A 22475-nucleotide genomic window follows, 5' to 3' on the forward strand; every position below is an offset into this window, starting at 1 on the left:
CCGGTGCACCAAAGCCGGTCCGCCTGCCAGTTGGCACCTATCGCCTGGATGACGTATCCTTGGCTAATATTCCCCAATACTATGAGGTCAGCGGCTTTTGCCCCTGCGGTTGGCGGCGGCCGGTCGATGTGAGGAGGTTGGCGATAATGCATCCCGGGATAACCACGGCAACAGCAAATGCCTTGCTCCGATGCCGGCGCTGCAAGAACACCAAAGGCAACTTTCTAGCATACCGGTTTGCACCGCGATGATGCGCATCGTAGCCATAACCCTGATGTTGCTTCTAACGGTTCTCACGCTGGTGAGCATTATCGCGGCCGTCATGGGATAGGTCTTTCAACGATGTCGAACAACCATTTCAAAGCGGCACCATTGTCCCTTTGAAAGCTCGTCAATTGAGGATCTGCAGAGGGCAAAATTGAATGACACCTCACGGGATGCCTCAGATCTATTCCAGGGCGATCTGCTTAACGGCCTCAAGAGCCCGGAACTCATGCCCCATAGTGGCCCACTCGATGACGGTGACGTCAGCGCTCGGCGAGGCAGCCAGCATAGCGGCCTGCGCCTCGTATCCGTGATGTTTCGGCACCTCGGTGTCGAGTGCGCCGACATTGATAATGATCTTGCTCGCGCTGCCATTGAAGTCGGGAAGCGCAGATCGTGGCGAGCGCCCGAGATATCGCGTGTCATCCGGATCGGTCGGCGCACTCCCCAGTACCGTCACCATATCCGCCTTCAGATCATTGTTACTGGTCTCGCCATACAGCGCAGCGAGATCGTAAATCGGAACCCAAATCGATGCCCGGTAGACCACATCGGGATAACGCCCCAGCAGTAGAAGCGCGGCCATGCCGCCACCGGACGCGCCGATGAGATAAATGCGCGTCAAGCCGGTCTTATACCGGATCTCCTTGACGACTCGCGCTATGCGGTCTGTGCTGTCAGGACTGCCGAGCGCGTCGGTCGTATTGTTCGGGCCGCCAAAATTTGGGGCAATGATGATAGCATTCCGAATGGAAAGGAGATCGGGAAACAGGGTTACCTGGTCTTCGTCGCCGGACCACGAGTGGAGATAAAGCACGATTCTGGTGGGTTTGCCCGGCCCTGTGGTCATCCACCGATAAGGCTCGCCCGCCGCGTCACCAGCCTGCCACGTAGATGACAGCATATCGGACGGATAAGTAGCTGCCGCCGCATTGTCGCTGGCCCTTTGCACCGATGCAAGAAGTGTGTCCATTTGCGAACCTTCCGCCGCAAGCGCTGGCGTCATCAATATCAATGCCGAACAGAGAATGAGCATACGTTTCATCGGGCAGCCCTTTAGTTTGCCAATGACGGGTGCGGCATCGCGGCCCGCGCTGAAGATGAGACAAAATAGCAAATGCGAATGCACTCCCATCGATCGAGACACGATGTCAAGACTGCCTTCAAAGGGGCAATGATGCCCCTTTGAAATATCGTCGACCCGGCCACACTGTGGTTTTTCCCGTCTTCATTCCAGATAACTGCCATGATTACCCCGCCAAGTTCCAAGCCGGCCGCGGATCGGCGCATTTGCGCAGGAACGGCTTCGAGATCTTGATGATGCCCTGTCCCGAAACCCGACGATTGATGTTGACCACCAGCGGGCGGGTTGCGATGCGCAGCGTCGTCGCATCGATGCCCGCCGGCACCTGGAAAGGCGGGATCTTCAGCCAGCCGGCGAAACCCTCGGTGGTGAGCGGCAAGTCCTGCGTCGTATAGTCCGCGTTCTGCAGGCCGCCGCGCGCGATGAAGGCCTGGGCGTTTGAGCTGTTGTAGAACTCCATCTGCCAATAGGCGGAGAGCCAGCCCTCCCAGGCGTTCAGTTCCACATAGACGCCGGATTCCAGCCAATCGGTGCCGGGCACGATCCCGACCGTAGACAGCGTCAAGGCTGCGGTCTTGGCGATGCGCCACTCTTCGTAGCGGTTGCCTGTCAGCGTGCCGGATGGCGTGATCGTGACCACCTGCCTTTGATGATCCCCGGCCGCCTCGACCGAGCAGACGGCCGTGCTGTCGCCGCTGGCGCGGGATATGGAGAGTGTGCTGACCCGCGTGCCCGAGGCACCAGTGCCGCCCGCCGCTGCCGTCGCGGCGAATGGGGAATCGGTCCACAGATTGGACGCCGAGAGATAGGTCGCTGCCGGCGTCACATCCATATGGTCGCCGGCCGCCACCATGTCCTGCAGGATCGGCAGCAGCACGTCCGCCATCCGCTCCGCCCCCTTGGGATTGGGGTGCAGCACGTCGCCGCCGAAGAGGGTCGTATCGAATGCCGGCCGGTTGAAGCCCAGTTCCGTCAGGTCGCAGACCCGCACGCCGTCCCGCGTCGCCTGCGCCTTGATCCACTCGTTGACACCGGCGACGATCGCCGCTTTCTCGCTGCCCTCCGCCCACGATCCACGGTCGGTGATGGTCTGGATGACCGCCCAGATGCCCTCGTTGCGCAGTAGCGCGAGCAGCCGGTCGAGGCGTGCAGTGACGAGGGCGGTTGACGCTCCGGGTGCGGATGAGATGTCGTTGGTGCCGATGTCGAGGTAGACGATGCCGGGCTCCAGTCCGATGACGTAGGGCAGTCGCTCGATCACGCCCGGTGCCCCGCCCTCGGCGACGATGTGGTCGCCGCCATACCCCTGATATGCGCCGGTGATGTAATTGTCGCCGCCGAGATAGTGGGTGATGTCAGCCCATGCATCGAGATTGAAGCGATTGTCGCGCATCCTGATCCAGGGGAGCACGCCGCGTACGATGCTTGTGGCGAGGTCCTTCGGTTTGCCGCCCGATATGATCCCCCAGCCCGCACGCTGGATGAAGGAATGCCCGAGGCCGACCACCTTCGCTCCGGCCGCCAGAGGCAGCGCCGGCAGGGGACGGCGGACGTTGAGGGCGAATGATTTACGGAGCGTGCGGCGGCCGTTGGTGGCGGCAACCGTTACCACCGGCGCTGGAGCGGTCGCGTGGTCTAACGGGGTCAGCCCGGCCACGATGTCGCTGCCTGTGACGGCGAACATGCCGCCTCCATCGTCGAGCAGGGAATAGGCCCATGGACCCTCGCCGGCCCCGACAACCGACAGTGTCCCGACGACGCTCCCAGCCTCGGCGTCGTCATCGACCGCGCCGCCGGACAGCATCAATCTGCCGCCACTGCCAGACACGGGATTGACGAGGGACAACGAAAGCAAGCCTCGCGACGACAACCGAAGCGGCTTGCTGAACGGATTCGCCATTACTCGCCGCTCCACGCTTTCACGTTATCGCCAGCTTTATTGTCACTCACGCGCAACCGCACTTGCGGACACTTGGCAAACCGCGCGATCGACGGCCTGTCACGCGGCGATATCGAGCCCAGCACCTCCCACTCGGCGGCCGGGTCCACACGGCCCTCGATATAGAGGCGGGCTCGCGACCTAATCGGAAATTGCGCCTGGACAGCGAAATCTCCTTCCGGGCTGAATGCGTCGCAATGCTCTTCAGCCGCTGTAGTGTTGATGCGTTCGCTCATGTTTTTTCCTCAATTTTCCGGCCAAACGACGGCCTCGGCAGCTGCCTTGGCCTCCTCAGCGGTTTGCGCCGCATTGATCGCATTCTTTGCGCTGAGGCGCGCAGCCTCGATCTGCGCACCGATCGATAGCCAGACCTCATATGCGGCATTGACCACCTGGGCGACACCTTCGAGCGTGGCGGCCGTAATGCCGATCTCGGCGGCGAGCATCGGATATTCGGCCGGCACGGGATTGGTTGCTACCAGACAAGCGCGGGCCTCCTCGGCCTTGCGCTGGTAGGTCATGGCCTGTCCAGCGCCGCTGGTGACGTGCCGCATCCGCTCCCTCTCGGCTGCGGCATCGATTGCGCGCTTGACCGTCGTCTTGAGTGTGTCGAGATCGACATGCGGCACTGCGACTATCGGCGCACCGCCATCTCCCGCGGCAATCTCCGCTCCGGCTGCCTGTGCGGAAAGAAATGCTGCGTGTTCCGCCGCTGTGATCGGAACAGCATCTGCCGGAATGTCAGCGTTGATGTCGCGATGGTAAAACCCATTTGTCGAAGGGGAAAAGAAATAGCCGTCCATGTCAGTATCCCTCAGTATCCGATCGCTATCCAGTTGCCGACGTCGGCGTCCGCCATCGAAAAATCTCGCGTAGAAACAACCTGGAATGATGACGTTGTAATGCTGCCGGCCGTAAATACGGATAGCTGGCTGACCAGCACAGGCGCGGACGTATCGGTGATAACCAGGGATGCCACCGCGGTCGGGAACGTGACGGGGAATGTCACTGTCACCACGTTGCTCGCCGACGTGGTCACTGTCCCCCACTGCATCAGCAAGCCGTTGGAGAGCTTGGTCCATCCGGATGCCGGCGCACCTGAAATGACATTCGCCGGAGATATGAGCCGCCAATATACTCCGTCATATCGGAATGTGTTGATGCCGATGCCGATATCGCCCGGCTTGAGCGCGTCCTCAAAGGGCCGGTAGACCGTTTTCGTGCCGAAGCCGTTTACATTCAGCGTCACGGCCGACGCGGTGTTGGCCGCCGACACTTTCAACGACACCTCCATCCCGGCAACGAGCGCATCCGGCACCGGGGCAATCGCCGCCGTCAGGGCGTTTGCGGTACCGCCCGCCTCGGCGTACGTCCATTTTCCGGACTGTGCATCCTTCGCGACCTTCTCGACATAGGCGCCGCCGACCCGCTCGAAAAGGCGACCGTCCGGCAGGCCAATGCCGTGACCGTTAGGAGGCGCAACATATGACCAGGCCGACCCCGTCCATTCCGCGATGCTTCCGACATTCCCGGCCCACACGCCCGTCGCTCCGGCCGGCACGAGATAGGTATCGCCCTGCGCCGGTGCTGCCGGAGGCGCTGTCACCGTCATGGACACGACAGGCAACCAAGGCAGGCGCATCATCTGCGCCATGGGGATCTTCCGCGTCGACACCCACTCACGCGTGGCAAAGATCAATGAGGGATCGACCAGCAGCGTCACATTGGCGTTTTCGCCAATGATGATCTGGAACTCATAGCGAATGTCTTCGAGCTGCCCTTCTTGCGCGGTCGGCTTGTACTGGCTGACGGGCTTGGCGACCGCGATCATCGTACCGTCGTCGGCAAAAATGCCAAACTCGCGCATCCACCAACCCCCGCTATTCGTCGGGATGATGGCGGTGACAAGCACAGCAGCCGGATTATCAGGATCGGTCTCGACGCTCTCGACGGCCGTGCGCCACACCTCGTGAACGAGCGCGGTGCTTGCCGCAGTCGGGTTGGTCTCCGCCCCATTGCCGTCACCCACGGCAAAATGCGTGATGACGACGGCAGAGCCGCCAGCGGCGCTTTCCGCAAGCTTGATCTTGCCAGCTGTGGTGACGAGCGAGAAATACGATTGCGCCATGGGTCAGGCTGCCTTTGCGTTGATGCGGATCGACCGAAGGGCATATGCCCCCGTGCCCGCGTAGGAGGGGATGGTGAACGCCTCATCGCCGAGCTGCGGAGCCATGATCCTCACCGTTCGGCCGCGCCTGCTGGCAGCGCCGAGCCGGATCGTCGCTTCGCCGCGAACGCCGTATTGGATGGCGATGTCCTGGCTCCACCGTTTCGCGGCGGCAATGATCCGCGCCGCTGCCCGCTGGTTCGGCAAATCGAGCGGCGCGTGGCCGTTGATGACGGTGTCATTGACGAACAGTACGACCTTGTGCGTGTCGTGATGGGCCTTCGGTTCTTCCTGCCACCATTGCGTCCAGCGCGCCGAAACGCCGATGGTTTCTAACGCTTTTTTCACACCCGCCACGGTTCCGCGCGTGGCATGAATTTCTGGCGCGGCGTCGATCATCGTCCGCAACAGGTCTTCGCGCATGTCAGCGGACACGAAATCCATCAGGCCCGCCTCTATGACCATGATCGGCAGCAGCGCGGCCGGAGCCGTAAACGCGTCCTGAACCACGAGTGCCGAGGGCGTGAACTCCGCTAGCACCGCAGACAACGCGGCGATGAAATCTCGGTCGCGCTGATCGTTGACGCCGGGCGGGATGAGGATCGGGGCAATGAAATCACTCATTCGGCACCACCACGATGTTTACGACCAACGATATGAGAACGGGATATTGATGCTTCTCCAGATCGGTGAAGGCAAAGCCGTCCAGCGCGGCGTCGGCAACGCGGGGCAGCGCCTTTAGCGCCGAGGTGATAACAGACGGTGCGATCTGCGCACCAAGCTCCTGCGTCCAGGGATAGAAGGCGTCGGCGGCCGTCTGCTCGAACAACGCCTGCTGGCCGGCCGCCGCCTCGCGGACGCGAACCGTTAGAACCATGGAGAATTCGACCGGCTCCGGCGAAAGGACGGTGACATGGTCGCCCATCGGCCGGCGCGTGTTCGGGTCGAGATAGGCGAGGATTTCCGCCTTCAGCTCGGCGGATGGCTGACCCGTCTTCATCAGCGGGTAAATCTCGATAAAACCGGGCTCCGGCTTAATCGCTTCGACATCGACGATCTCCGGATTGACCGCCTTCACATGTTCCCGGTAGCCGTCGCGCGGTCCCGCCTTGCTGATCGTGTGCAGGGCATTGGCGGCGCGAAGGCGAAAGCGCTCCTGCTCCTCGATGTCGGTGCCGCCGCCAACTTCCGTGGTGTTGGATGCGGAGGTGACATAGGCGATCGGATCGAGGATATCGGTGACCGCGCCGATGCTGAGACCATTCCAGGCCGCGCCGGTCTCCTCAGCCGTGGCCGAAACGGTCGCCGCCAGCATGCCGGCCGGAATGACGAGATCCGCATCGGTCGCAAACGTCACGGCACTGCCCGCGCCGACGCGGGTTCCGGCCGGAATGACCGTGTCGATCAGGCGGATGGCCGACAGCCGGAATTCCAGCGTGGTAACGGCGGCCTGCGCGAGCAGTTTGAAGGTCGAGACATTGGCGGCGCGGTTCTCCAGGTGGATGTCCTCGGAGAAAACCACGGTGTTTTGCAGGACGCCGTTTTGCGCCGCTTCGTTCAGAACCGAAATGGCATAGGCCGCAACTTCTATCAGGAACATTTCCGTCTGCGCCGGATAGAGGGTGCGCCCGGAGACGGCCTCAAACTTCGCCTTGAACCACGCCTTCAACACGCTCGGATCGCGCTCGAAAAACTCCGGCGCACCGGCCGCCCGCAGTTCCTCAATGGTGCGCTTGACGGGATCAGCCATTATAGGTGACCTCCGTCACGTAGATATCGTCAATTACCGACTGGACCGGCTTCCAGAACACCTGCGTCTGGAAATGCGAGAAAGCGAGCGTGGTGACCTCAACCTTTTCCACCGTGGCGCGCGGTTCCCACATCGTGATCTGATCCCAGATCTCGCGCGTGAGGTAGGGAATGCCGATGTCGGGATGCTTGTCGATCGCGCCGAGCACATCGACGCCCTTTTCCGGCTCAGTGGGAACCGAAGCTTTCGGGGTCAGGATAAGGTTGGTGATCGACTGCGATAGGTCGTCGATCGCAGTGACGATCGCGCCGTAGGTATCAGGCGAAACGCCCGTCTCCGGATCGGCGCGGCCGACCAGCATGGACCAATGGCGGTGAGTGATTTTGTCCTTGTCGATCATGCCGCCAAGTTATGGCGCGGCACAAACGAAAATGACCGGACATGATGTCCGGTCATCGCAAGGTATCAGCTTTTTCTGCTATCCATTGAGATAACGCATAACGGGAAATCGGGGAAAGGGCAAGGCAAGCGATGGGACGAAGCAATAGAGTCAGGAAGGTGAAGGCTTTCTGGTGGCTGTCAGGCATCACGATTGCATATTTCGTGGTGTATTACCTACTGATCGTGGAAACGAAAGTCTGCGAGGACGTCGCTATCCAGAACCATTGGTTCCACGGCTTTTGGGATCGCTACCTCGGCTGCCGGTCCGTTAACGAGTTGGGAGACGCGCTCGCTGGAGCCTTTGCCCCGATCGCTTTTCTTTGGCTCGCCGGAGCGGTGTTTATCCAGTCGAAGGAATTGGAAGCCCAGAGGGAGGAGTTGAATGAGACGCAAGAAGTGATGAGACAGCAGCTAGAGGTAGCCAAGCAGCAGGTGAAAGAGACAGAAGCGTCCACTACTCTCTTCAGACAGCAAACTTCAATACTGGAGAAAGAGCAAAAACAGCGTGACGAAAAACAGGCCGATGAGGAATTCGACCAGAGGCTCGAAAATCTGATGATCACTTTGGCTCAGTTGGGGGGCGTTTCGCTCCTGGCCTGGGGCTATCTGGTACCACAATCGAAGACCGACCCGACTAATGAGACTTTACTCGAACTGGCGAATGGCGAAGAGTTTGAGTTGTTAACCCGCGACCCTTTGCAACTGCGTTCCGACGAAATTCCGCACATTATGCACCTCGTAGCTCGAAACATTGATCGAGTTATGCTCTCGCACGACGCATACCAAACAAAATTTGAAATAACACATTGGAATCTAGAGAGACTCACAAAGCTGCGGGAACTCTTACGTAAGGTTACAAATGACAGCCGCGGTCTCTCCGCCAAATACCACCTGAAACTAGACGGCTTGGGAGTAAACCATCTCGCGATGAAAATTGATGAGCTAAAGCCTGCTCTCACACACAAAACGGAGGGCTTCAAACGGGATCATCCGTCAGATTACCTCCTCGAATGACGCCGCCGTGCTTGTGATCGTAGCCGACGTTCTTGCCATTATGCAGGAGGCGACCGCTCTTCAGGTCAATGTCGCCGCCCGCCTCGATAACAGCATCACCGGGTGTTTTCACGGACAGGCTACCGTTGCCCGTGTTCAGATGGATAAAGCCACCCGGAAACTGGATCGCGATGTCCTCGTTTGTGTCATGCGGCGGCTTCTCCTTCGCATTGTAACGCGAGCCGAGCACGCATCCGCTTTCGCCTCGCGCGTCCATGGCGCACCAGACTTCATCATCCATACCGGGCATGCTGAAGAACGAAACGCCGTTCGATGACCCGCCCGTGACGTCAATCCACTGGGTGACAACATCGTCCTCGTCCTCAAACCGCACCTTTACCCGCATCGCTTTCGGGTCGCGATCGACCACGACGCCCCGCCGGTTGGTGGCGTTCTGCCGGTACTCGCTACTGCTTCGCTTTGACAAGGTCCGCCCCCGTTGTGTAGCCGCCGCGCGACATGGAATGATTGGAACGATCGACCAGCAGCGGGCCGGAATACTTCCCGAAACCGGCCATATCAACGACGATGCCGGCGACCAGGCTCACGGTCCCGACCATGGAAATCGAGCCGTAGGTTGATTTCCGGTTGGCGTAATGGAGGCGGCTTTTCGCCAAGGCTTTCGCCTGCGCCGCGTTCTCGACGCGCTCGCCCGAGATCCGCAGCGTATCGCCCGTTTTCACGTCGGCGTCCTCCTCTTCCACCTCGATCATCTGCTTTTCGTTTTCGTCCCACGCCGTCACCTTCGCCTTCGAGTAGGTCTCGGCCGTCTGCTGCGTCAGTCGATACGAAACCAGTTGCGTGCCCAGCTGCGTGTAGGAGACCGTCAGCGCCGCCGCGCGACCATCCATCGACTTGAACGACGTGAACACCGCGCGCTTGCCCCGCACACTGAAATAATGTCCCGTGTCCTCGGCCAGCCGCGTTAGAAACTCCAGATCGCGTTCCTTGCGTTGCGTGACCCGCTCGAAACGCTGGTCCTCAATGTCCCCCTCGACCGACAGCCCGTTTTCGCCGGCCACCTTCTGCACGATCTGGCGGAGGTTCTGCTTTTCGAAAGCCCGCGTCTTCTCCGTGCGCAGCGGCTTTGAGATCGGCGCGGCCAGCCCGCGCATGGTCATGATGTCACCGCCCCGGTCTCCGGACGCGTCCGGTTCATCCAGTTCGAACTCACCGCAATTCAACTTGCCGCCCAGGCCGTCGTAGATGGTCAGGGACATGATGTCCCCTGGCTCCGGCTTCCATTCCCCTTTCCAGCGTCCGTCCTTGTCCTGCACGGTCACGTCGATTTCATCGGCCTTGCCATGCGCCTGATCGGTATAGGTGACGGAGGTGGTCATGGGGTCCAATTCAGAGGAAATGTCGACGCCCTGATAAATGAGTGAAAAATACGGACTGGACGCCACGTCACGCTCCATAGTCAGGGTTGCTGCGCTTCCACGGCGGCAACAGGTCGATATTGCCGGCTTCTTCCTCAATGACGGGGATTTTGAGCGTCACGCCTTGCGGCAGGATCAGCGGCGGCACACCGAGGTCATCAAGGATCAGGTGGCGATTGGCTTCCAGAATGACCGTCTGCTTGTGCTGGTCGCCATAGTAGCGATAGGCGAGCAGGTCCCACCGATCGCCGGCAATCGTCACGTATTCGAAGTACTCCCCGGTCAGCGTTGTCATTTCCGCACCTCGGGATTGGAAGAGGAATTACCCGACAGCCCGGCCGCCCGCGTTTTAGCCAGCGACGAAATCAGGGAAGCAACACCCCCGACGACAGGATCTTCCAGCAGGCCGATAGTCGCCTCCACGCGCACCACAGCGCCCGACTTGTTTGTCTTTAGGATCGCCCCGGACATGGTTTCGACAACGTAGCGCTTTCCATCATACTCGCCGGTGCCCAGGACAAGTGGCAACGGCGTCTTCAGCAGGAATGCCGCCTTGAGCTTCGCCAGCTCGGTGGCAGGCGTGCAGAACTCCTCGGAGAAAAAGAAGGTGATATTGCGGGCATCCAGCTCCTCGCCAATCTCTTGCAGCGCCGGCTTGCCCCGCGTGGTCGCATGCTGCGCGAAGGTGTTCGCGTAGCTGAAATCATGCGCGGTCGGCCCGGTGAGTGGCGCTATTCCTAACGGGATGGAGCCGAGAAGATAGATCATCGTCAGTCCTTCAGCAGAACGCCGCCCTCATCCGGACGACTTCCATGGAGCTTCGGGCAGGCCTCGTAATTATGGCGATTGGAACCGCAATAGGCGCAGCGGAGATGCAGCCGCGCCGAACTGCCGCCCCACGTCTTGGGGCAATACTCGTATGGATGCGCGCGCGATCCGCAGTAGGTGCAATACATCAGAACTCCTTTCTTCCCTGACGGCGTTGTTCCTCGGCCATCATTGCCGCCATCTCGCGGGCGCTCTCGCGAAGCGCCTGGAGCACCGCCGCCTTGATGTCGGCTGGATTGCCGGCCGCGCCAGGAGGCACGGTCACGGAGGGGTTGAAATTCAGCATCACACCTCCAGCGCCGGAGGTATGCGCGGAAGCATTAGCAATCTGCGCCCTGGCGGCGTCGGTACCGGTGCTCGCTGCGGCGACCTGCGGCGCGCCGATCGCGGCGGCAGCCAAAGTGGCAGCCGAGGCGGCACGCATAGCCTTGACCATCGGCTCGGCCCGGATCGATTGCGCGATGGTCTCCCCGAACTTGAGGCGGTGAATATCCGAAAGCGGACCGACTTTCGCAGGCGATGACGGAAGGTGATCGCGCACCGCCTGCGCCATTTTCTGGATTTCCTGAATGACGACGAAGGCGCGCGCGCGCATTCCGGCCGCCATGGTGTCCATCAGAGCCGCGCCCTGGTCGTAGAAGGAAATACCGGCAAGGAAGGTTTGCGCAGCCCGGACTGCGCCGGTGACGGACGGGACGATCTTCTGCGCGGCGGCATCGAGGGCGGCGAGTTTGGCCATGGCCGCATCGGCTTCGGCCTGGACGCTGACGGGATCAGGCATGACCGGCGCGGTGGCTGTTCCGTCGCCGCCGAAGGAAAACACGGACTTCACCCGGTTCCATGCGGCGCTGGCGCGGGCGGCCGCGTCATCGATAAACCCGCCGACCGCGTCGGAAACGCCCGCCCACGCCTGCTTGATCGCCTCGATCGGCGACCAGTCAAACAGCGCCTTCATGCGCGACCACACCGCATCGACGGCAGCAAAAGCGCGGCCGATCGCGTCGCCGGCTGCGCCGGAGATCGCCCCCCAGTTCTGCACGATAATGACGGCCGGATGCCATGCGAATACGGTCTTGATCCGCTCCCATGCTTCCGTCACGAGAGCGGGGATAGCGGAAACGGCATTGCTCACTGCGGATCGAACGCCTTCCCATGCTGCCGTCGTAGCCGACTTGACGCCGTTCCAGGCAGCGGCTGCTGCCGAGGAAATGCCGTTCCACAGGTCGATGAAAAAGGCCTTGATCGGTCCCCAATTCATATAGATCGCCGCAGCGCCGGCCACGATCGCGGCGATGATAAGGACGATGGGGTTTGCTACCAGGGCGGCGGACAGCATCGAAATACCCATGGCGATCTGGACGATGCCGGCAGCCGTCGAGATCAGCGCGGGCGCGAACGCAAGGCCGGCCAACACCATGGCGAGGTTTTCCCATCCGCCTACATAGTCGGCCGCCATCTGGAGATAGACGCCGAGTTTTTCCATGATCTGCCAGACGCCGGTTGCGAACTTCCAGGCGTTGTCGAGAACAAAGATGATGCGATCGGAGATGACCTTGGCCCACTGGTCCAGAGTACCATTGGCCTTCATCTGGTTGATCGTGTCGAGCACCATCTGAAGCTTGCCCTTCATCCAGTCGAAAAGGCCAGCATTCATTATGGATAGCTGGAACTGCCCCCAAACGTCACTAATATTCGAGAGCATGCCGTCCCATGTACGGGCCATCTTCTCCGAAGCCCCGCCGTTCATCCGGCCCATTTCCTCGATCAGAAAGGTGATCGCCTCACGCCCTAGCTTTCCCTTTGAGGCCATTTCCTGTAGCTGCGCGGCATTCTTCCCATATTTTTTGGACAGGACATCCCACACGGGAACGCCCCGCTCGAGGAGCTGAAGGGCCTCTTCGCCCTGAAGCTTGCCTTTGGTCCAGGCTTGCCCAAGGGCAAGCGTCAGTCCTTCCAGTTGCTCAGTACCCTTGCCCGACGCGGCCATGGTATCAACGAGCGCCTGAAGTGTGCCATTGGTGGGGTCGAGACCAAACGTCTTCAGGTTGCGGTAGCTCTCAACGACCTGATCGAGTTCCAAGGGAGTTTGCACAGCAAATTGCGTGATCCACTCCATGGCCTTTCGACCCTTTGTCGCGGACCCTTCGAGCGTCTCAAGCTGGATATTGTAGCTCTCGAAGGCGGTGGCCGTGCCGAGGAGATGCCCGGCCGCCAGTGCCGACGTACCGAAAGCCGCAGTGGCGACGCCGGCCGCTAGTGTGAAGCCGCGAAGCACCTTTCCGGCTCCGCTCCCCACCTGCCCAATACCTGCCTTCGCCAACAGGACTGTTTGCCGATGAAGCGCAGCGGTAGCGCGTCCTGCCGCCTGAGCACCAGACACAACAGCACTGAAGGCAGCGCGAGTGCCACCCGAGACCTTGGCATAAGCCGAGGCGAGTTTGTCGGCAGTACGTGCAGCGGCGGAATTGGCCCGATCAGAGGCCTGCGCGCCGGCTTTCGCGGAGGCGGCAACCTTCTTTTCAGCCGCCATGATCTTGTTCATGACTTTGGAGGCCCGGTCGACCCCCTCGAAAATCATCATGAACTTCATGGCATGGCCCCACACGAAACGTCAGGGCGAGCATGCCGGGCGGCACAAAACAAAATGACCGGACACAAGGTCCGGTCGTTTCATTTTCCCGAGGCAGCGCGGATCGCCTCCGCTTTCGCCTCTTCCAGTGCTATGGCTTCTGAGTACCAGAAGCCGAATTCTTGCTCAGTCATCGCATCGAGCGCGTCCGCTGTCCAGCCCTGTCCGATCATGAAGAGATGCTGGGGGGGCGCGGAAAGCGTCAATGGCTCGTCGGTTGTCCGTTTCCCGCGTCGTCGCTCGCATCGTCCTTACCGAAGACTTCTCCGATCAGCTGAAGCACGTCACCGGCCTCCACCAGTTCGGACAGATCGGCGATCGTCAGCTTTTCGCCTTCGAAAAGCACTGTTTCACAAACGAACGCAGCCTGCGCCTTGGCGGTATCACCCTTGGCAATGCGCTGAGCCTTCATCCAGGCACCATGATTAATCCAGTTGGGCACGGCGCAAACCACGCCGCTCTCCGTGAGGGTGACATCGCGCATGCCGGCCTTTGCTTCCTTGTTGGCTTTCAGCTTGGCGCGAACGCCCGTCAGTTCGGTCATGTTTCAAACTCCGTTGCTACGTTAGAAAAGAGTGGTGATCGGGCCGCGTCTAACGCGGCCAGACCGCTTCGCCGTTGATGTTGTAGATGTTGTTCCAGGCATCGAACTCGATGATCGGCGTTTCGCCGCCATAGACGTTCTGCTTGAACGAGCTGATGGAGATATCCAGTTCTTCACCCACGTTCTCGCCGAGCTTCGCCGTGGAACCGCCCTTTTTCATCGTCTGGAACCCGATATGGGTAATCAGCGTGTGAGACTGATCCGAATTCCTGCCCTCGGCGTCGAACACATCGACATAGGAATGGATCTGTAGCTTGTGCACCTTCGTCGGATTAAGGATGGTGCGCGAGACTTCCTCATCCAGCCATTCGAAGGTGATCTTGCCTTCGATCGCCTGGACGGGACGACCGGGCAGTTTCAGCACGGCGATCATGCCGAGCGTCTGGTGTTCGACCTCCGCATGGCCGATCTCGCCCATGTCCAGTTCGGCGACACGGCCGGCCACGTCGACCTCGTTGATGTATACGTCGCCGGCCGTGATCTGACCAATTTTGCGTGCCATTGCGATACCTCCTTATGCCGCCAGCGACAGGGCGTCGGTGATGAAAGCCGTGTCGACATAGGAATCGACGGTGATGCGCTCCATGACCGACATCGGATGGCAGGAGAGCTTGTAGTAGAACCGGCCGTCCGCGATCTGCTCGGCCGTGTTCTTCTCGCGATCGAAGCGGAAGATGCCGCCGTAAATGGCCTCCCCGGTCTTCGAGCGCAAATAGGCGTTCACGCCCTCCTCGGCCGCCTCGATGTTCGCAGCCGAGCCGAGCCGGTCCACATAATTCATCGTGAAGAAGATGATGGCCTCGTGGATCATGTCGAGGATGCGGCGCGCATGGATGAAATTCTCGACGTGGCTCGACGTCGGGAACGCAGCCGACCGGTTGCCGAAGGCACGGAAACCGGTCGCAAAAGACCTCATGCAGGTGACGATACCGGCCTCGTTGAGGAAATTGGTGTCGTTCTGGTAGTCGGACGGATAGAAATTGATCGCGACCTCCGTATCGACGACGCCCTTCAGCTCGCGGTTGGACGGCGAGTTGTGCCAGCCCTCGTTCAGGTCCGTGGCGATGATGAGACCGGCGAGACGCGAGGACAGCGGATCGAGCCGGGTTTCTGCGGCACCCGTCGTGTCCTCAATGGTGACATGCGGATAGCAGAGCACCGTGCGCGCACTTGACGTGTTCGCCGAACCGGTTGCGCCGCGGGCTTCGACGGCCTGCTGTTTCGTGAGGCCGAGCGGAAGATCGCAGATCGCCATGGCATGCAGGCGTGACGCCACGACATCCATTTCCGCGCGGACCGTCGAGACGGGTGAATAGCCAGGCGCCAGCAACAGCTTCGGGAAATAGCCGAAACGGTTGTAGCACTCGTAAGCGCCTGAGAAGCCGGTTGCCTTGCCCGTCGCGTCGATCGTACCGTTGATTTCCGTCGTCGTCACCTTGGACGGATCGGGCACGGCACCTTCCTTGTGGGTGTCAGGATCAAACACGTTGTTGACGATGATGGTCCCGCCGTCGCCCTGGTCAAAGATTGCATCCAGTGCGGCCGGGATCGTGTAGCCGGCCCTGTGTGCACCGAACGCGGCGGCACCCTCTGCCCGCGAACGAATGATGACGCGTTCATTGATATAGGCCTCCCGCTTTTCGGCCGTGTCATGCACGTCCTGAATGGGAGCCGTGCCGGAAATGTAGGTAACGGCGGATTTCACGTCGCGAACGACGGTTACGCCGTCCTTGTGCTCTACGACCTCGGGGCCGTGATGGAAGGTTGCTGCCATGTCAGGCTCCCGCAGTTTCGGCCAATGTCGTGGCCGTTTCGTCCGCCGCTGCGTTGGTCTCGGGAACCAGCAGCTTTCGGGCGATCAGATTGGCGATGATGGGATTGTCCGCCGGCAGGTCCGTATACGGCTTGCCCGGAAAGAGGATTTTCGACTTTCCCGGCTCGACATCGAACGATGTCACCGGACCGCTGTAGAGATAGGCCTGTTTGGTGGGCTGCTTTGCCATGTCCTCTTCCTTCAGGTGGTTGAAATCGCCGGCCGTGTCAGCGGCGCGGGTGTCTGGTAATGACGGGCGACGGCCGGGATTGGCATGGAAAGCCGGATTTCCCAGCGCCAGACGCCATCCTTCTCGTCCATGAGCTGGTCGCGCACCAATGACGCGGGACCGGCACCGGCGAAGGCGCGGCCCTGGACGGCAAGACGAATGTCTTCGAGGTGGAGATACGCGCCGCCTTGCCCACGTAGCGACCGGCAGAGCAGCACCAATGCCCATTCCATCGCGCGGGGCTGCGCGGTGTTGGCCGGCCCCTTGGCGGCCGAATAGCGCGATCCCGCATAGTGGATCAGCAGTGCGGCCGGCAGGTTGGCGAAATCGTACAACGTCGGATCGTTCGGGAAGGCCTCAACCTTGCACTGACCCGAAACGTCGGCCTTAAGTACGGCGAGAAGCGCATCTTCGACCTGCTCGATAACCAGAGGGGGACGGGCGTTGCGCAGAACTTCGGACATCAGCGCCACCCCTGCAGCATGCCGGGCACGCGGGACGGCGGAATGATGGCGTCGACACGGACAGAACCGGCCTCGCCGTTCACGGGCTCACCCGTGATCGGCAGCTCAAACTTGCCGATGGCGACAGCCTTGATGTTCGTCAGCGCCGCGTCGTGGCGCTCCTTGACGATGTCGGAAACTTGCCCCTGCCCGGCCGACTTGTCACGGATACGATAGCGCGCAACATCGCCGACCAGCCCCTTGACCAGGGGAGGTGTGGCCTCCGGCGTCAGGATCTCGATCACCGGATAACGGGCGCGGCCGTAGCCAATCAGCAGGTCTTCCGCGAACATGATCGCCGCCTCGACCTTCGCAACGTCGATGGTACGGCCAGCCGGATCATTGAGGTTGCCGATACCGGCGACCTGAGAGACCTCGGCCACGCCGAACATGTTGGTAAATTCGTCAACCGTTAGAAAGCGAGGCATGGAAGCATCCGATTGAGAGAGAGAAACGGGCGGGGCAGCCCGGAGTTAAAAACTGCCCCGCCCGAAAGGCCCGGCTTGGGAGACTTCGGAACGGGCCTTATTTCGGGGTCTTGGCTGGCTTTGCGGTCGCCGGCTTCTCCATCAGGGCCTTCTCAGCTGCATCGGCACGGGCGGCCTCGGCGGTAAGCCTCGCTTCCAGATCGGAGAACTTGGTTTCCGCGTCTGCAAGCAGAGCCTGTAGGGTGTCGGCCTTGGCCTCGACCTCAGTCAGAAGGCCGTTTTTGTTCTGGAGATCCGCGAGCGCCGCATTCAGGGTGTCCTCAGCCATGGTCTCGAAATGATCCATGGCCGTGGCCCAGTTCGCCTCGCGATCGGCGACGGCCGCGCGCACCGCCGCATCGAAGTCCGATCCGAGCGGGGGGGGTTCCGCAATCGCCACGGACAGGGCCTTCGCCGCCTCGGGATTGATGACGCCGGAGGCCGCGAGCTGCAGGGCGAGCGTAGTGCTGACGGTCACGGTTTTGCCGGCCGGTTCTCTAACGCCGTTGACCTTGGCCGGCCCCGTGAGCGTGACATTGACTTTGTCGTCCATCGTCGCCTCCTATCAGGCCGGAGCCGCGCCGGCGTTCTGGAAGAGGAAACCGCCTTCCGCGCCGGTCAGGATCGGGCGGCGCTCGACCGTCGTCGGATACACCCACGACTTGATGGAGCGGTCGTAATAGGGCTGCTCGACCATGGGGTAGCCGGACAGTTCATAGGTATAGGCGTAGGACGGCACCTGAAAATTGTCGCCGGTTTCCGGCACGTAGGAGAGGATGGCGTCGTCACCCCACACATCGTTCGCCAGTTCAGCGTCCGCAGCCGTTTCCGGCAAGTAGACCGCCGACCCGATCACCACGCGCTTGAGATCGAAATACGCCGCGAGCATTTCGACTGTGACACTATCTTTCGACGTGTACTTGAACTGCTCCTTGATCTTCGGGTGGTTTTTCAGGGCATTGCCCGAGTTCGGACCAAGTGCGAACGTGTTGGGATAGCGGCCGATCGACCGGCGGATCGCCTCCTTGGCCGCATCCACGTCCGCCTTCGGATCGCTGTCGGGATCGGCCCAGCGGTCGCCACCGGCGAGAACCAGCTTGTGGTTTGCATCGTAATTGGCGGAATTGCGAGCGATATTCGCCGTATCGATCTCCAGATTGAGGTCAAGAACGTCGAGCACCATGTTGACGGCGCCAGCGCCTAGATCGATGCCAGGCACCTTCTCGGCCTCCTGCTGATGCTCACTCGGGACGATGCCCTCCAGCGAGTCCTGGACGAGCGCCACGGCATCGGCGGCATAGCCGTACTGCACCCGCTTGACCTGAGTGCCGGGAGCGCGCCGCGTATTCAGCTTGCGGAATGCTTCCTTGCCGAACTTGATGGTCAGCATCGAGCGGTTCGGGATCGAGACGCGCGGAAACAGCGCGTAGGAAATGAAGGTGGAGTTGCGATACCCGCGCGCATGCGTCGACAGGATCGGGTCGACAACGGCGGCGGTACGCTGGTTCAAGGCGCGAGTGGTCATGGGGGCCGGTCCTTACTTTACGAAGATGGTGATGAACTCGCCGTCGGCAGCGTCGGTCAGCGCCACGGCGAACATGTTGACGGAGCCGACAGCGGCTGCCTTGACGCCCCCGGCTGCGGCCGAAATGACCTTCTGCCCCTTGGCGATCGCGCCCCGCGCGCGGACGCGGACTTCGCCGATCACCATGCCGGCGACGTCCAGGCCCACTTCTGTGGCCGGATGAAGCGCCACCGCTTTCACGGCGGCGTCGTCAGCGGTGATTTTCCCGTCGCTGAAGTCGATGAGGTCGAAGGCGTCGAAAACGGAGGTCGCCGTCAGGGTAGTGCTGTAGAGCGAGTGGTAAAACTGCATGATACGCCCCTTCGATCAGGAAACCGCATGCACGGCGGTGAGATACTCCGTGCCGGGATGCTGCCGCTGATAGGCTTCGGCCTTGGCGTGCAGCTCCATGCCGGCCGGATCGACAGCCTTGCCATCGGCGGCGAACGAGGCCGACCGGCCATCCGCACCGGGATCGGCACCAAGATCGAGCGCCCCGAACGACACCGCCTTCGGCTGCGCGGCAAGCAGGTCGCGCAGGGCCTTGGCAACGGGAACGGCCGCTTCGCCGGCTGCGAACGACACGGCGGTTTCGGCGGGTACGGCGTCGAGGATCGAAACGAGCCGATCCTTCATGGCGGGCAGAAGCTTGCCCTCGGTCACAAGGCCTTCAGCAAAGGACACATTACCTTCATGCGCGATGTCGAGTTCGCGCTTCTTCAGCCGCTCCTCACGGGCGGCAAACTCGGCTTCGCGCGCGGCGAAGTCGGCATTGGGCTGGGTCACTACGGGCTCCTTGGGTTCAGCGGGTTTCGGTGGTTCGGTGGTTTTGAGAGGGAGAGAAAAGGTCGGCCGCGCTTCAGGTGGCGTGATCTCGGTTTCGGACAGCCAGTCGATCCGGTAGGCCGGCAAGGTCTTGTCGGCCGTCTCCAGTCCGAACTTCTCGATCAGGAAATCGCGCAAGCCGCGCAGAAGGCTGGCGGTCTCCTCGAAACCGCGATCACCGAAATCGGCAGAGAAGGTGACAACGTTCTGCGCGGCGAACTGGACGTTCTTCAGGCCGGCGACGGCGGGAGCAGCCGCGCCCAGAAAACCGATATGACGCGGATACCACTGGCCCGGAACCGGGTTTGCGGCATCCTCCGGCCGGAAGAAGGACAAAGAGACCTTCTTGTAGCGGCCCTTCTTCACCGCTTCGGAGAATGCCGGGTCGATTTCGCCGACCGTCGCATAGAGCCGGTCATTGCTAGCGTCATAGTCAAACGACTGCGCCCAGGCATAAGCCGGTGCGTCTGTCTTCGGATGACCGACCACGACGGGAGCCGGAGCGGTTTCCGGGTCGTAAGCGTCGGCGATCGCCTTCAGGTCGGCCGCCGAGTAGGTCAGCGACCCGCCCTCCATCGGCGTGAACGTGCCGGTGCGGAAAACTTCGATGCGAGCGGTAGCGGAAGAGGCGGTCATGTCTGCTCCGGAATTGATCTGGAGCGACCATGTGGCACGTCTGAAAACAAAATGACCGGACATGAGGTCCGGTCAGAGCAAGGAGGTCTATGGCTGCAACATGCGTCAGGCACGCGGCAGTTTCAAGCCCGGATGCATTCCAAAACGCCCGACGACGCCGAGACCGCCCCACAGCCGATTTCTAACGGGGGTCTAACGCGGCTCGCCCGAAAATTCGCTATCGTCGGACCTGCGGACGCATCGCGCGCGCCAGCGGCCGGGATTTCGAGCAGGCTCATTCAACCGTCAACCACTCCTCGGCGATGGCAAATATCTCGGTCTCATCATTGGGCGAAAGGCCAAGGATTGGGCGGGCCTCGATCTTCCCCTTCATGTAGCCTTTCGATTCTCCGCCGAAATGCATCATCGCGCCCTGGACGGCTGCCGTGCCCACCCTAACGTCAGCGTCACTGGCCTCATAGTTGAACGATCCGCGAAATGCGCCCGTCACGCGCAGGATCGGCCTCGGCCCGTAGCCGGCCGCCTCGCGGCGTTCGACCGTCACGGCCGACAGCTCCTTCCACGGCGTCCCGTCCGGTGCCTGCTCCTTTTCGAAGCGCTCATCCACCGAGATCAGCAAGTGTTCGCCGACACTCTTGTAAAACCCGCGCGGCCGTTCCATCCGGTCGATGATATCAGCCGTTTTCCGCCGCATGTCGGCGTCGTTGATCGTGGTCTTGTAGCTGATGCCTGTCATTGGACTTTTCCCGTGGTCGGGCCTATATTGTGACCAGTTGAAGGGCGCGACCGAGCGATGGTCCAGCGAGCCCGGAGACGGAAAGGCCGGATCGCTCCCGGCCATTCATTTTTTCGGACGCTGATAGACGAGCTTCCCGACGCGGCGTTTGTCGATTTGGGCGAAATCGGTATTGCCGCGCTTGTCGGTCGGCACAAAGCTGGTGACCTCCTCCCACAACCGTTCCCCGATCTCGAACACGATCTGCACGGCAGTCGTCGGATCGACGCGGATGTAACGGCGGTCCACGACCAGGTCGCCGCTTTCGGCCTTGCGCGCGACACCAATCCAGATTTCGTCGGGGTCTATCAACGTTTCGGCCATCATGGCGAGGTGACGGTGTCGACCCCGCTTGAACAGCTTGAATTCGCCATCACGGTTTCGGAAGAACAGGTCGGATACCGGAACGCGCGTCCCCGTTACGTCCTCAAACAGCACCGCCTTGCCAATGTCCGCGCCGAACGGCTGAAGGAAGGCCCGCACATATTCCTCCGGTTCGAGCCCATCCTCCATCGCCTTAGCCTGGAACGGCTTCGCCGCCTTTAGGAGGTCGGCCATGGGCTCCGCCTGGTCTATCGCGACTGCCATCCGGGGATTGTCCAGCAGCTCGCGGCCCTCGTCCATCAGCGTCGACGGCGTCAGGCCGCGTTCCCAGAGATCGCCCGGCATATAATCCCATCCGATCCCGATCCCCTGCGGGTGCTCGACAAGCTTTCCGGAGGCAGGATCGATCACCGGCACCATCAAGTCGCCGGGTGCCTCGTCCAGCCTATCCTTGCCCAGCCTCTTCATGTCGCGCCACGAAAGCGAGCGGACCCCACAAGAGCAAAACCAGCCGTTCGGCGGAAAATGTGTCCGCCAGAAAGGGTCGTCATGGGCAAGGCACAACCCATGCCAGCGTTTATGTTGAGGGCGAGCACGGCGCGGTGTCCTGGTCTCGCCATGGCGGTATTGCCAGATCGGGCGCAACTTCAGCACGTCCGGATCGCGCATCTGCTTCAGGCGGCCGGCCATATAGCTGTTCCGCATGTTGGTCTCGAAAATCACCCGCGAGCGCCAACCACGTTCTCCCTTGTAGGACCAGCCGTATTTTGCAGCGATCCGGTCGAAATCCTCGCGGAACCGGTCCAGCGTGTGGCCGTTATCCATGGCGTCGGCAATGGCCGTCTGGAAATCCGAAAGCATGGCCGTGTCAGTCGCGCCGGCAATGACAAAGGCGCGATCATGAACACCGCGAATAGCGTCGGTCCATTTCACGGTCTCCTTCGGCCGCTTTTGCCGGAAAAACTCGATCTGTTCCTTGAATGGCTGATTGAAGACGTCCGCGTCGGCGAAGCTCGCTTCCTCGTCACCGTCGAGAAATGCCGCTTCACGTCCCTGCAGGGACGCCAGCTCCAGCGCATCACCGAGCAACTTTCCTAACGTGTCGGGAGCCCATTTCGCGGCGAGCTGGAGCACGGCGCGGGCGGCAGCCGGCAGGTCGGCCGCACCGTCGATCGCGGCGCGCACCGCATTCATCCGCCGC

At 61.3% G+C, this 22475-nt stretch carries 28 protein-coding genes; 1 reads left to right on the forward strand and 27 read right to left on the reverse strand.

Annotated elements, in window-relative coordinates:
* Positions 1-448: 448 nt before the first annotated feature.
* The 8 genes from J5N58_RS16680 to J5N58_RS16715 form a co-directional block, all read right to left on the reverse strand.
* Positions 449-1309: an alpha/beta hydrolase family protein gene (locus J5N58_RS16680; protein WP_244711732.1), complete on the reverse strand. Its 861-nt coding sequence runs from the start codon at positions 1307-1309 to the stop codon at positions 449-451.
* A gap of 205 nt (positions 1310-1514) precedes the next feature.
* The gene (locus J5N58_RS16685; RefSeq protein ID WP_244711734.1) at positions 1515-3248 is read right to left on the reverse strand and encodes an SGNH/GDSL hydrolase family protein; all 1734 of its coding nucleotides are present in this window, start codon (positions 3246-3248) and stop codon (positions 1515-1517) included.
* On the reverse strand, positions 3248-3523 hold the full coding sequence (locus J5N58_RS16690; protein ID WP_244711736.1) for a hypothetical protein: 276 nt from the start codon (positions 3521-3523) through the stop codon (positions 3248-3250). The genes J5N58_RS16685 and J5N58_RS16690 overlap by 1 nt, the downstream gene beginning before the upstream one ends.
* A gap of 9 nt (positions 3524-3532) precedes the next feature.
* Positions 3533-4090 carry a hypothetical protein gene (locus J5N58_RS16695; RefSeq protein WP_244711738.1) on the reverse strand — a complete coding sequence of 186 codons (558 nt, stop codon included), beginning with the start codon at positions 4088-4090 and terminating at the stop codon, positions 3533-3535.
* 11 nt (positions 4091-4101) lie between these two features.
* On the reverse strand, positions 4102-5415 hold the full coding sequence (locus J5N58_RS16700) for a phage tail-collar fiber domain-containing protein (RefSeq protein ID WP_244711740.1): 1314 nt from the start codon (positions 5413-5415) through the stop codon (positions 4102-4104).
* Positions 5416-5418: 3 nt separating this feature from the next.
* On the reverse strand, positions 5419-6078 hold the full coding sequence (locus J5N58_RS16705) for a phage tail protein I (RefSeq protein WP_244711743.1): 660 nt from the start codon (positions 6076-6078) through the stop codon (positions 5419-5421).
* The gene (locus J5N58_RS16710) at positions 6071-7204 is read right to left on the reverse strand and encodes a baseplate J/gp47 family protein (protein ID WP_244711745.1); all 1134 of its coding nucleotides are present in this window, start codon (positions 7202-7204) and stop codon (positions 6071-6073) included. The genes J5N58_RS16705 and J5N58_RS16710 overlap by 8 nt, the downstream gene beginning before the upstream one ends.
* A complete protein-coding gene (locus tag J5N58_RS16715) occupies positions 7197-7604 on the reverse strand; it encodes a baseplate (RefSeq protein WP_244711747.1) in 408 nt (135 codons plus the stop codon). Before J5N58_RS16715 ends, J5N58_RS16710 begins: the two co-directional genes overlap by 8 nt.
* A gap of 158 nt (positions 7605-7762) precedes the next feature.
* On the opposite strand from J5N58_RS16715, the gene J5N58_RS16720 reads away from it, so the two are divergent.
* Entirely contained in the window at positions 7763-8659 is an 897-nt protein-coding gene (locus J5N58_RS16720; RefSeq protein WP_244711749.1) for a hypothetical protein, read from the forward strand.
* Here J5N58_RS16720 and J5N58_RS16725 read toward each other — a convergent pair.
* The 19 genes from J5N58_RS16725 to J5N58_RS16810 form a co-directional block, all read right to left on the reverse strand.
* Positions 8622-9068: a hypothetical protein gene (locus J5N58_RS16725; RefSeq protein WP_244711751.1), complete on the reverse strand. Its 447-nt coding sequence runs from the start codon at positions 9066-9068 to the stop codon at positions 8622-8624. The two genes, J5N58_RS16720 and J5N58_RS16725, sit on opposite strands and share 38 nt — an antisense overlap.
* Before the next feature lie 37 nt (positions 9069-9105).
* Complete coding sequence (locus J5N58_RS16730) at positions 9106-10038, reverse strand: phage late control D family protein (RefSeq protein ID WP_244711753.1); 933 nt, start codon at positions 10036-10038, stop codon at positions 9106-9108.
* Between the two features lie 67 nt (positions 10039-10105).
* Positions 10106-10372: a tail protein X gene (locus tag J5N58_RS16735; RefSeq protein WP_244711755.1), complete on the reverse strand. Its 267-nt coding sequence runs from the start codon at positions 10370-10372 to the stop codon at positions 10106-10108.
* Complete coding sequence (locus tag J5N58_RS16740; RefSeq protein WP_244711757.1) at positions 10369-10845, reverse strand: phage tail protein; 477 nt, start codon at positions 10843-10845, stop codon at positions 10369-10371. The genes J5N58_RS16735 and J5N58_RS16740 overlap by 4 nt, the downstream gene beginning before the upstream one ends.
* Before the next feature lie 2 nt (positions 10846-10847).
* Entirely contained in the window at positions 10848-11033 is a 186-nt protein-coding gene (locus J5N58_RS16745) for a hypothetical protein (protein WP_244711759.1), read from the reverse strand.
* Positions 11033-13495: a tape measure protein gene (locus J5N58_RS16750; RefSeq protein WP_244711761.1), complete on the reverse strand. Its 2463-nt coding sequence runs from the start codon at positions 13493-13495 to the stop codon at positions 11033-11035. The genes J5N58_RS16745 and J5N58_RS16750 overlap by 1 nt, the downstream gene beginning before the upstream one ends.
* 80 nt (positions 13496-13575) lie before the next feature.
* Positions 13576-13707 (reverse strand): hypothetical protein, encoded by a 132-nt coding sequence (locus tag J5N58_RS25985; RefSeq protein WP_280520010.1) that lies wholly within the window; start codon positions 13705-13707, stop codon positions 13576-13578.
* A 29-nt stretch (positions 13708-13736) separates the two neighbouring features.
* The gene (locus J5N58_RS16755) at positions 13737-14078 is read right to left on the reverse strand and encodes a hypothetical protein (RefSeq protein WP_244711763.1); all 342 of its coding nucleotides are present in this window, start codon (positions 14076-14078) and stop codon (positions 13737-13739) included.
* A 49-nt stretch (positions 14079-14127) separates the two neighbouring features.
* Complete coding sequence (locus tag J5N58_RS16760) at positions 14128-14640, reverse strand: phage major tail tube protein (protein WP_244711765.1); 513 nt, start codon at positions 14638-14640, stop codon at positions 14128-14130.
* Between the two features lie 12 nt (positions 14641-14652).
* Positions 14653-15912 carry a phage tail sheath family protein gene (locus J5N58_RS16765; protein ID WP_244711767.1) on the reverse strand — a complete coding sequence of 420 codons (1260 nt, stop codon included), beginning with the start codon at positions 15910-15912 and terminating at the stop codon, positions 14653-14655.
* Between the two features lies 1 nt (position 15913).
* Complete coding sequence (locus J5N58_RS16770; RefSeq protein WP_244711770.1) at positions 15914-16141, reverse strand: hypothetical protein; 228 nt, start codon at positions 16139-16141, stop codon at positions 15914-15916.
* An 11-nt stretch (positions 16142-16152) separates the two neighbouring features.
* Complete coding sequence (locus J5N58_RS16775; RefSeq protein ID WP_244711772.1) at positions 16153-16644, reverse strand: Gp37 family protein; 492 nt, start codon at positions 16642-16644, stop codon at positions 16153-16155.
* On the reverse strand, positions 16644-17111 hold the full coding sequence (locus J5N58_RS16780) for a phage protein Gp36 family protein (RefSeq protein ID WP_244711774.1): 468 nt from the start codon (positions 17109-17111) through the stop codon (positions 16644-16646). The genes J5N58_RS16775 and J5N58_RS16780 overlap by 1 nt, the downstream gene beginning before the upstream one ends.
* Positions 17112-17208: 97 nt before the next feature.
* Positions 17209-17703, reverse strand: a complete 495-nt coding sequence (locus J5N58_RS16785) for a hypothetical protein (RefSeq protein ID WP_244711776.1) — start codon at positions 17701-17703, stop codon at positions 17209-17211.
* A gap of 12 nt (positions 17704-17715) precedes the next feature.
* Entirely contained in the window at positions 17716-18675 is a 960-nt protein-coding gene (locus tag J5N58_RS16790) for a major capsid protein (RefSeq protein ID WP_244711779.1), read from the reverse strand.
* Between the two features lie 12 nt (positions 18676-18687).
* Entirely contained in the window at positions 18688-19026 is a 339-nt protein-coding gene (locus tag J5N58_RS16795) for a capsid cement protein (protein ID WP_244711781.1), read from the reverse strand.
* 15 nt (positions 19027-19041) lie between these two features.
* The gene (locus tag J5N58_RS16800) at positions 19042-20175 is read right to left on the reverse strand and encodes a hypothetical protein (RefSeq protein WP_244711783.1); all 1134 of its coding nucleotides are present in this window, start codon (positions 20173-20175) and stop codon (positions 19042-19044) included.
* 274 nt (positions 20176-20449) lie between these two features.
* Positions 20450-20911: a phage virion morphogenesis protein gene (locus tag J5N58_RS16805; protein WP_244711785.1), complete on the reverse strand. Its 462-nt coding sequence runs from the start codon at positions 20909-20911 to the stop codon at positions 20450-20452.
* A gap of 105 nt (positions 20912-21016) precedes the next feature.
* Positions 21017-22468, reverse strand: a complete 1452-nt coding sequence (locus J5N58_RS16810) for a PBECR2 nuclease fold domain-containing protein (RefSeq protein ID WP_244711964.1) — start codon at positions 22466-22468, stop codon at positions 21017-21019.
* Positions 22469-22475 lie beyond the last annotated feature (7 nt).

It is taken from the genome of Paenirhizobium cremeum (genome assembly GCF_022884085.1).
Taxonomy (GTDB): domain Bacteria; phylum Pseudomonadota; class Alphaproteobacteria; order Rhizobiales; family Rhizobiaceae; genus Allorhizobium; species Allorhizobium cremeum.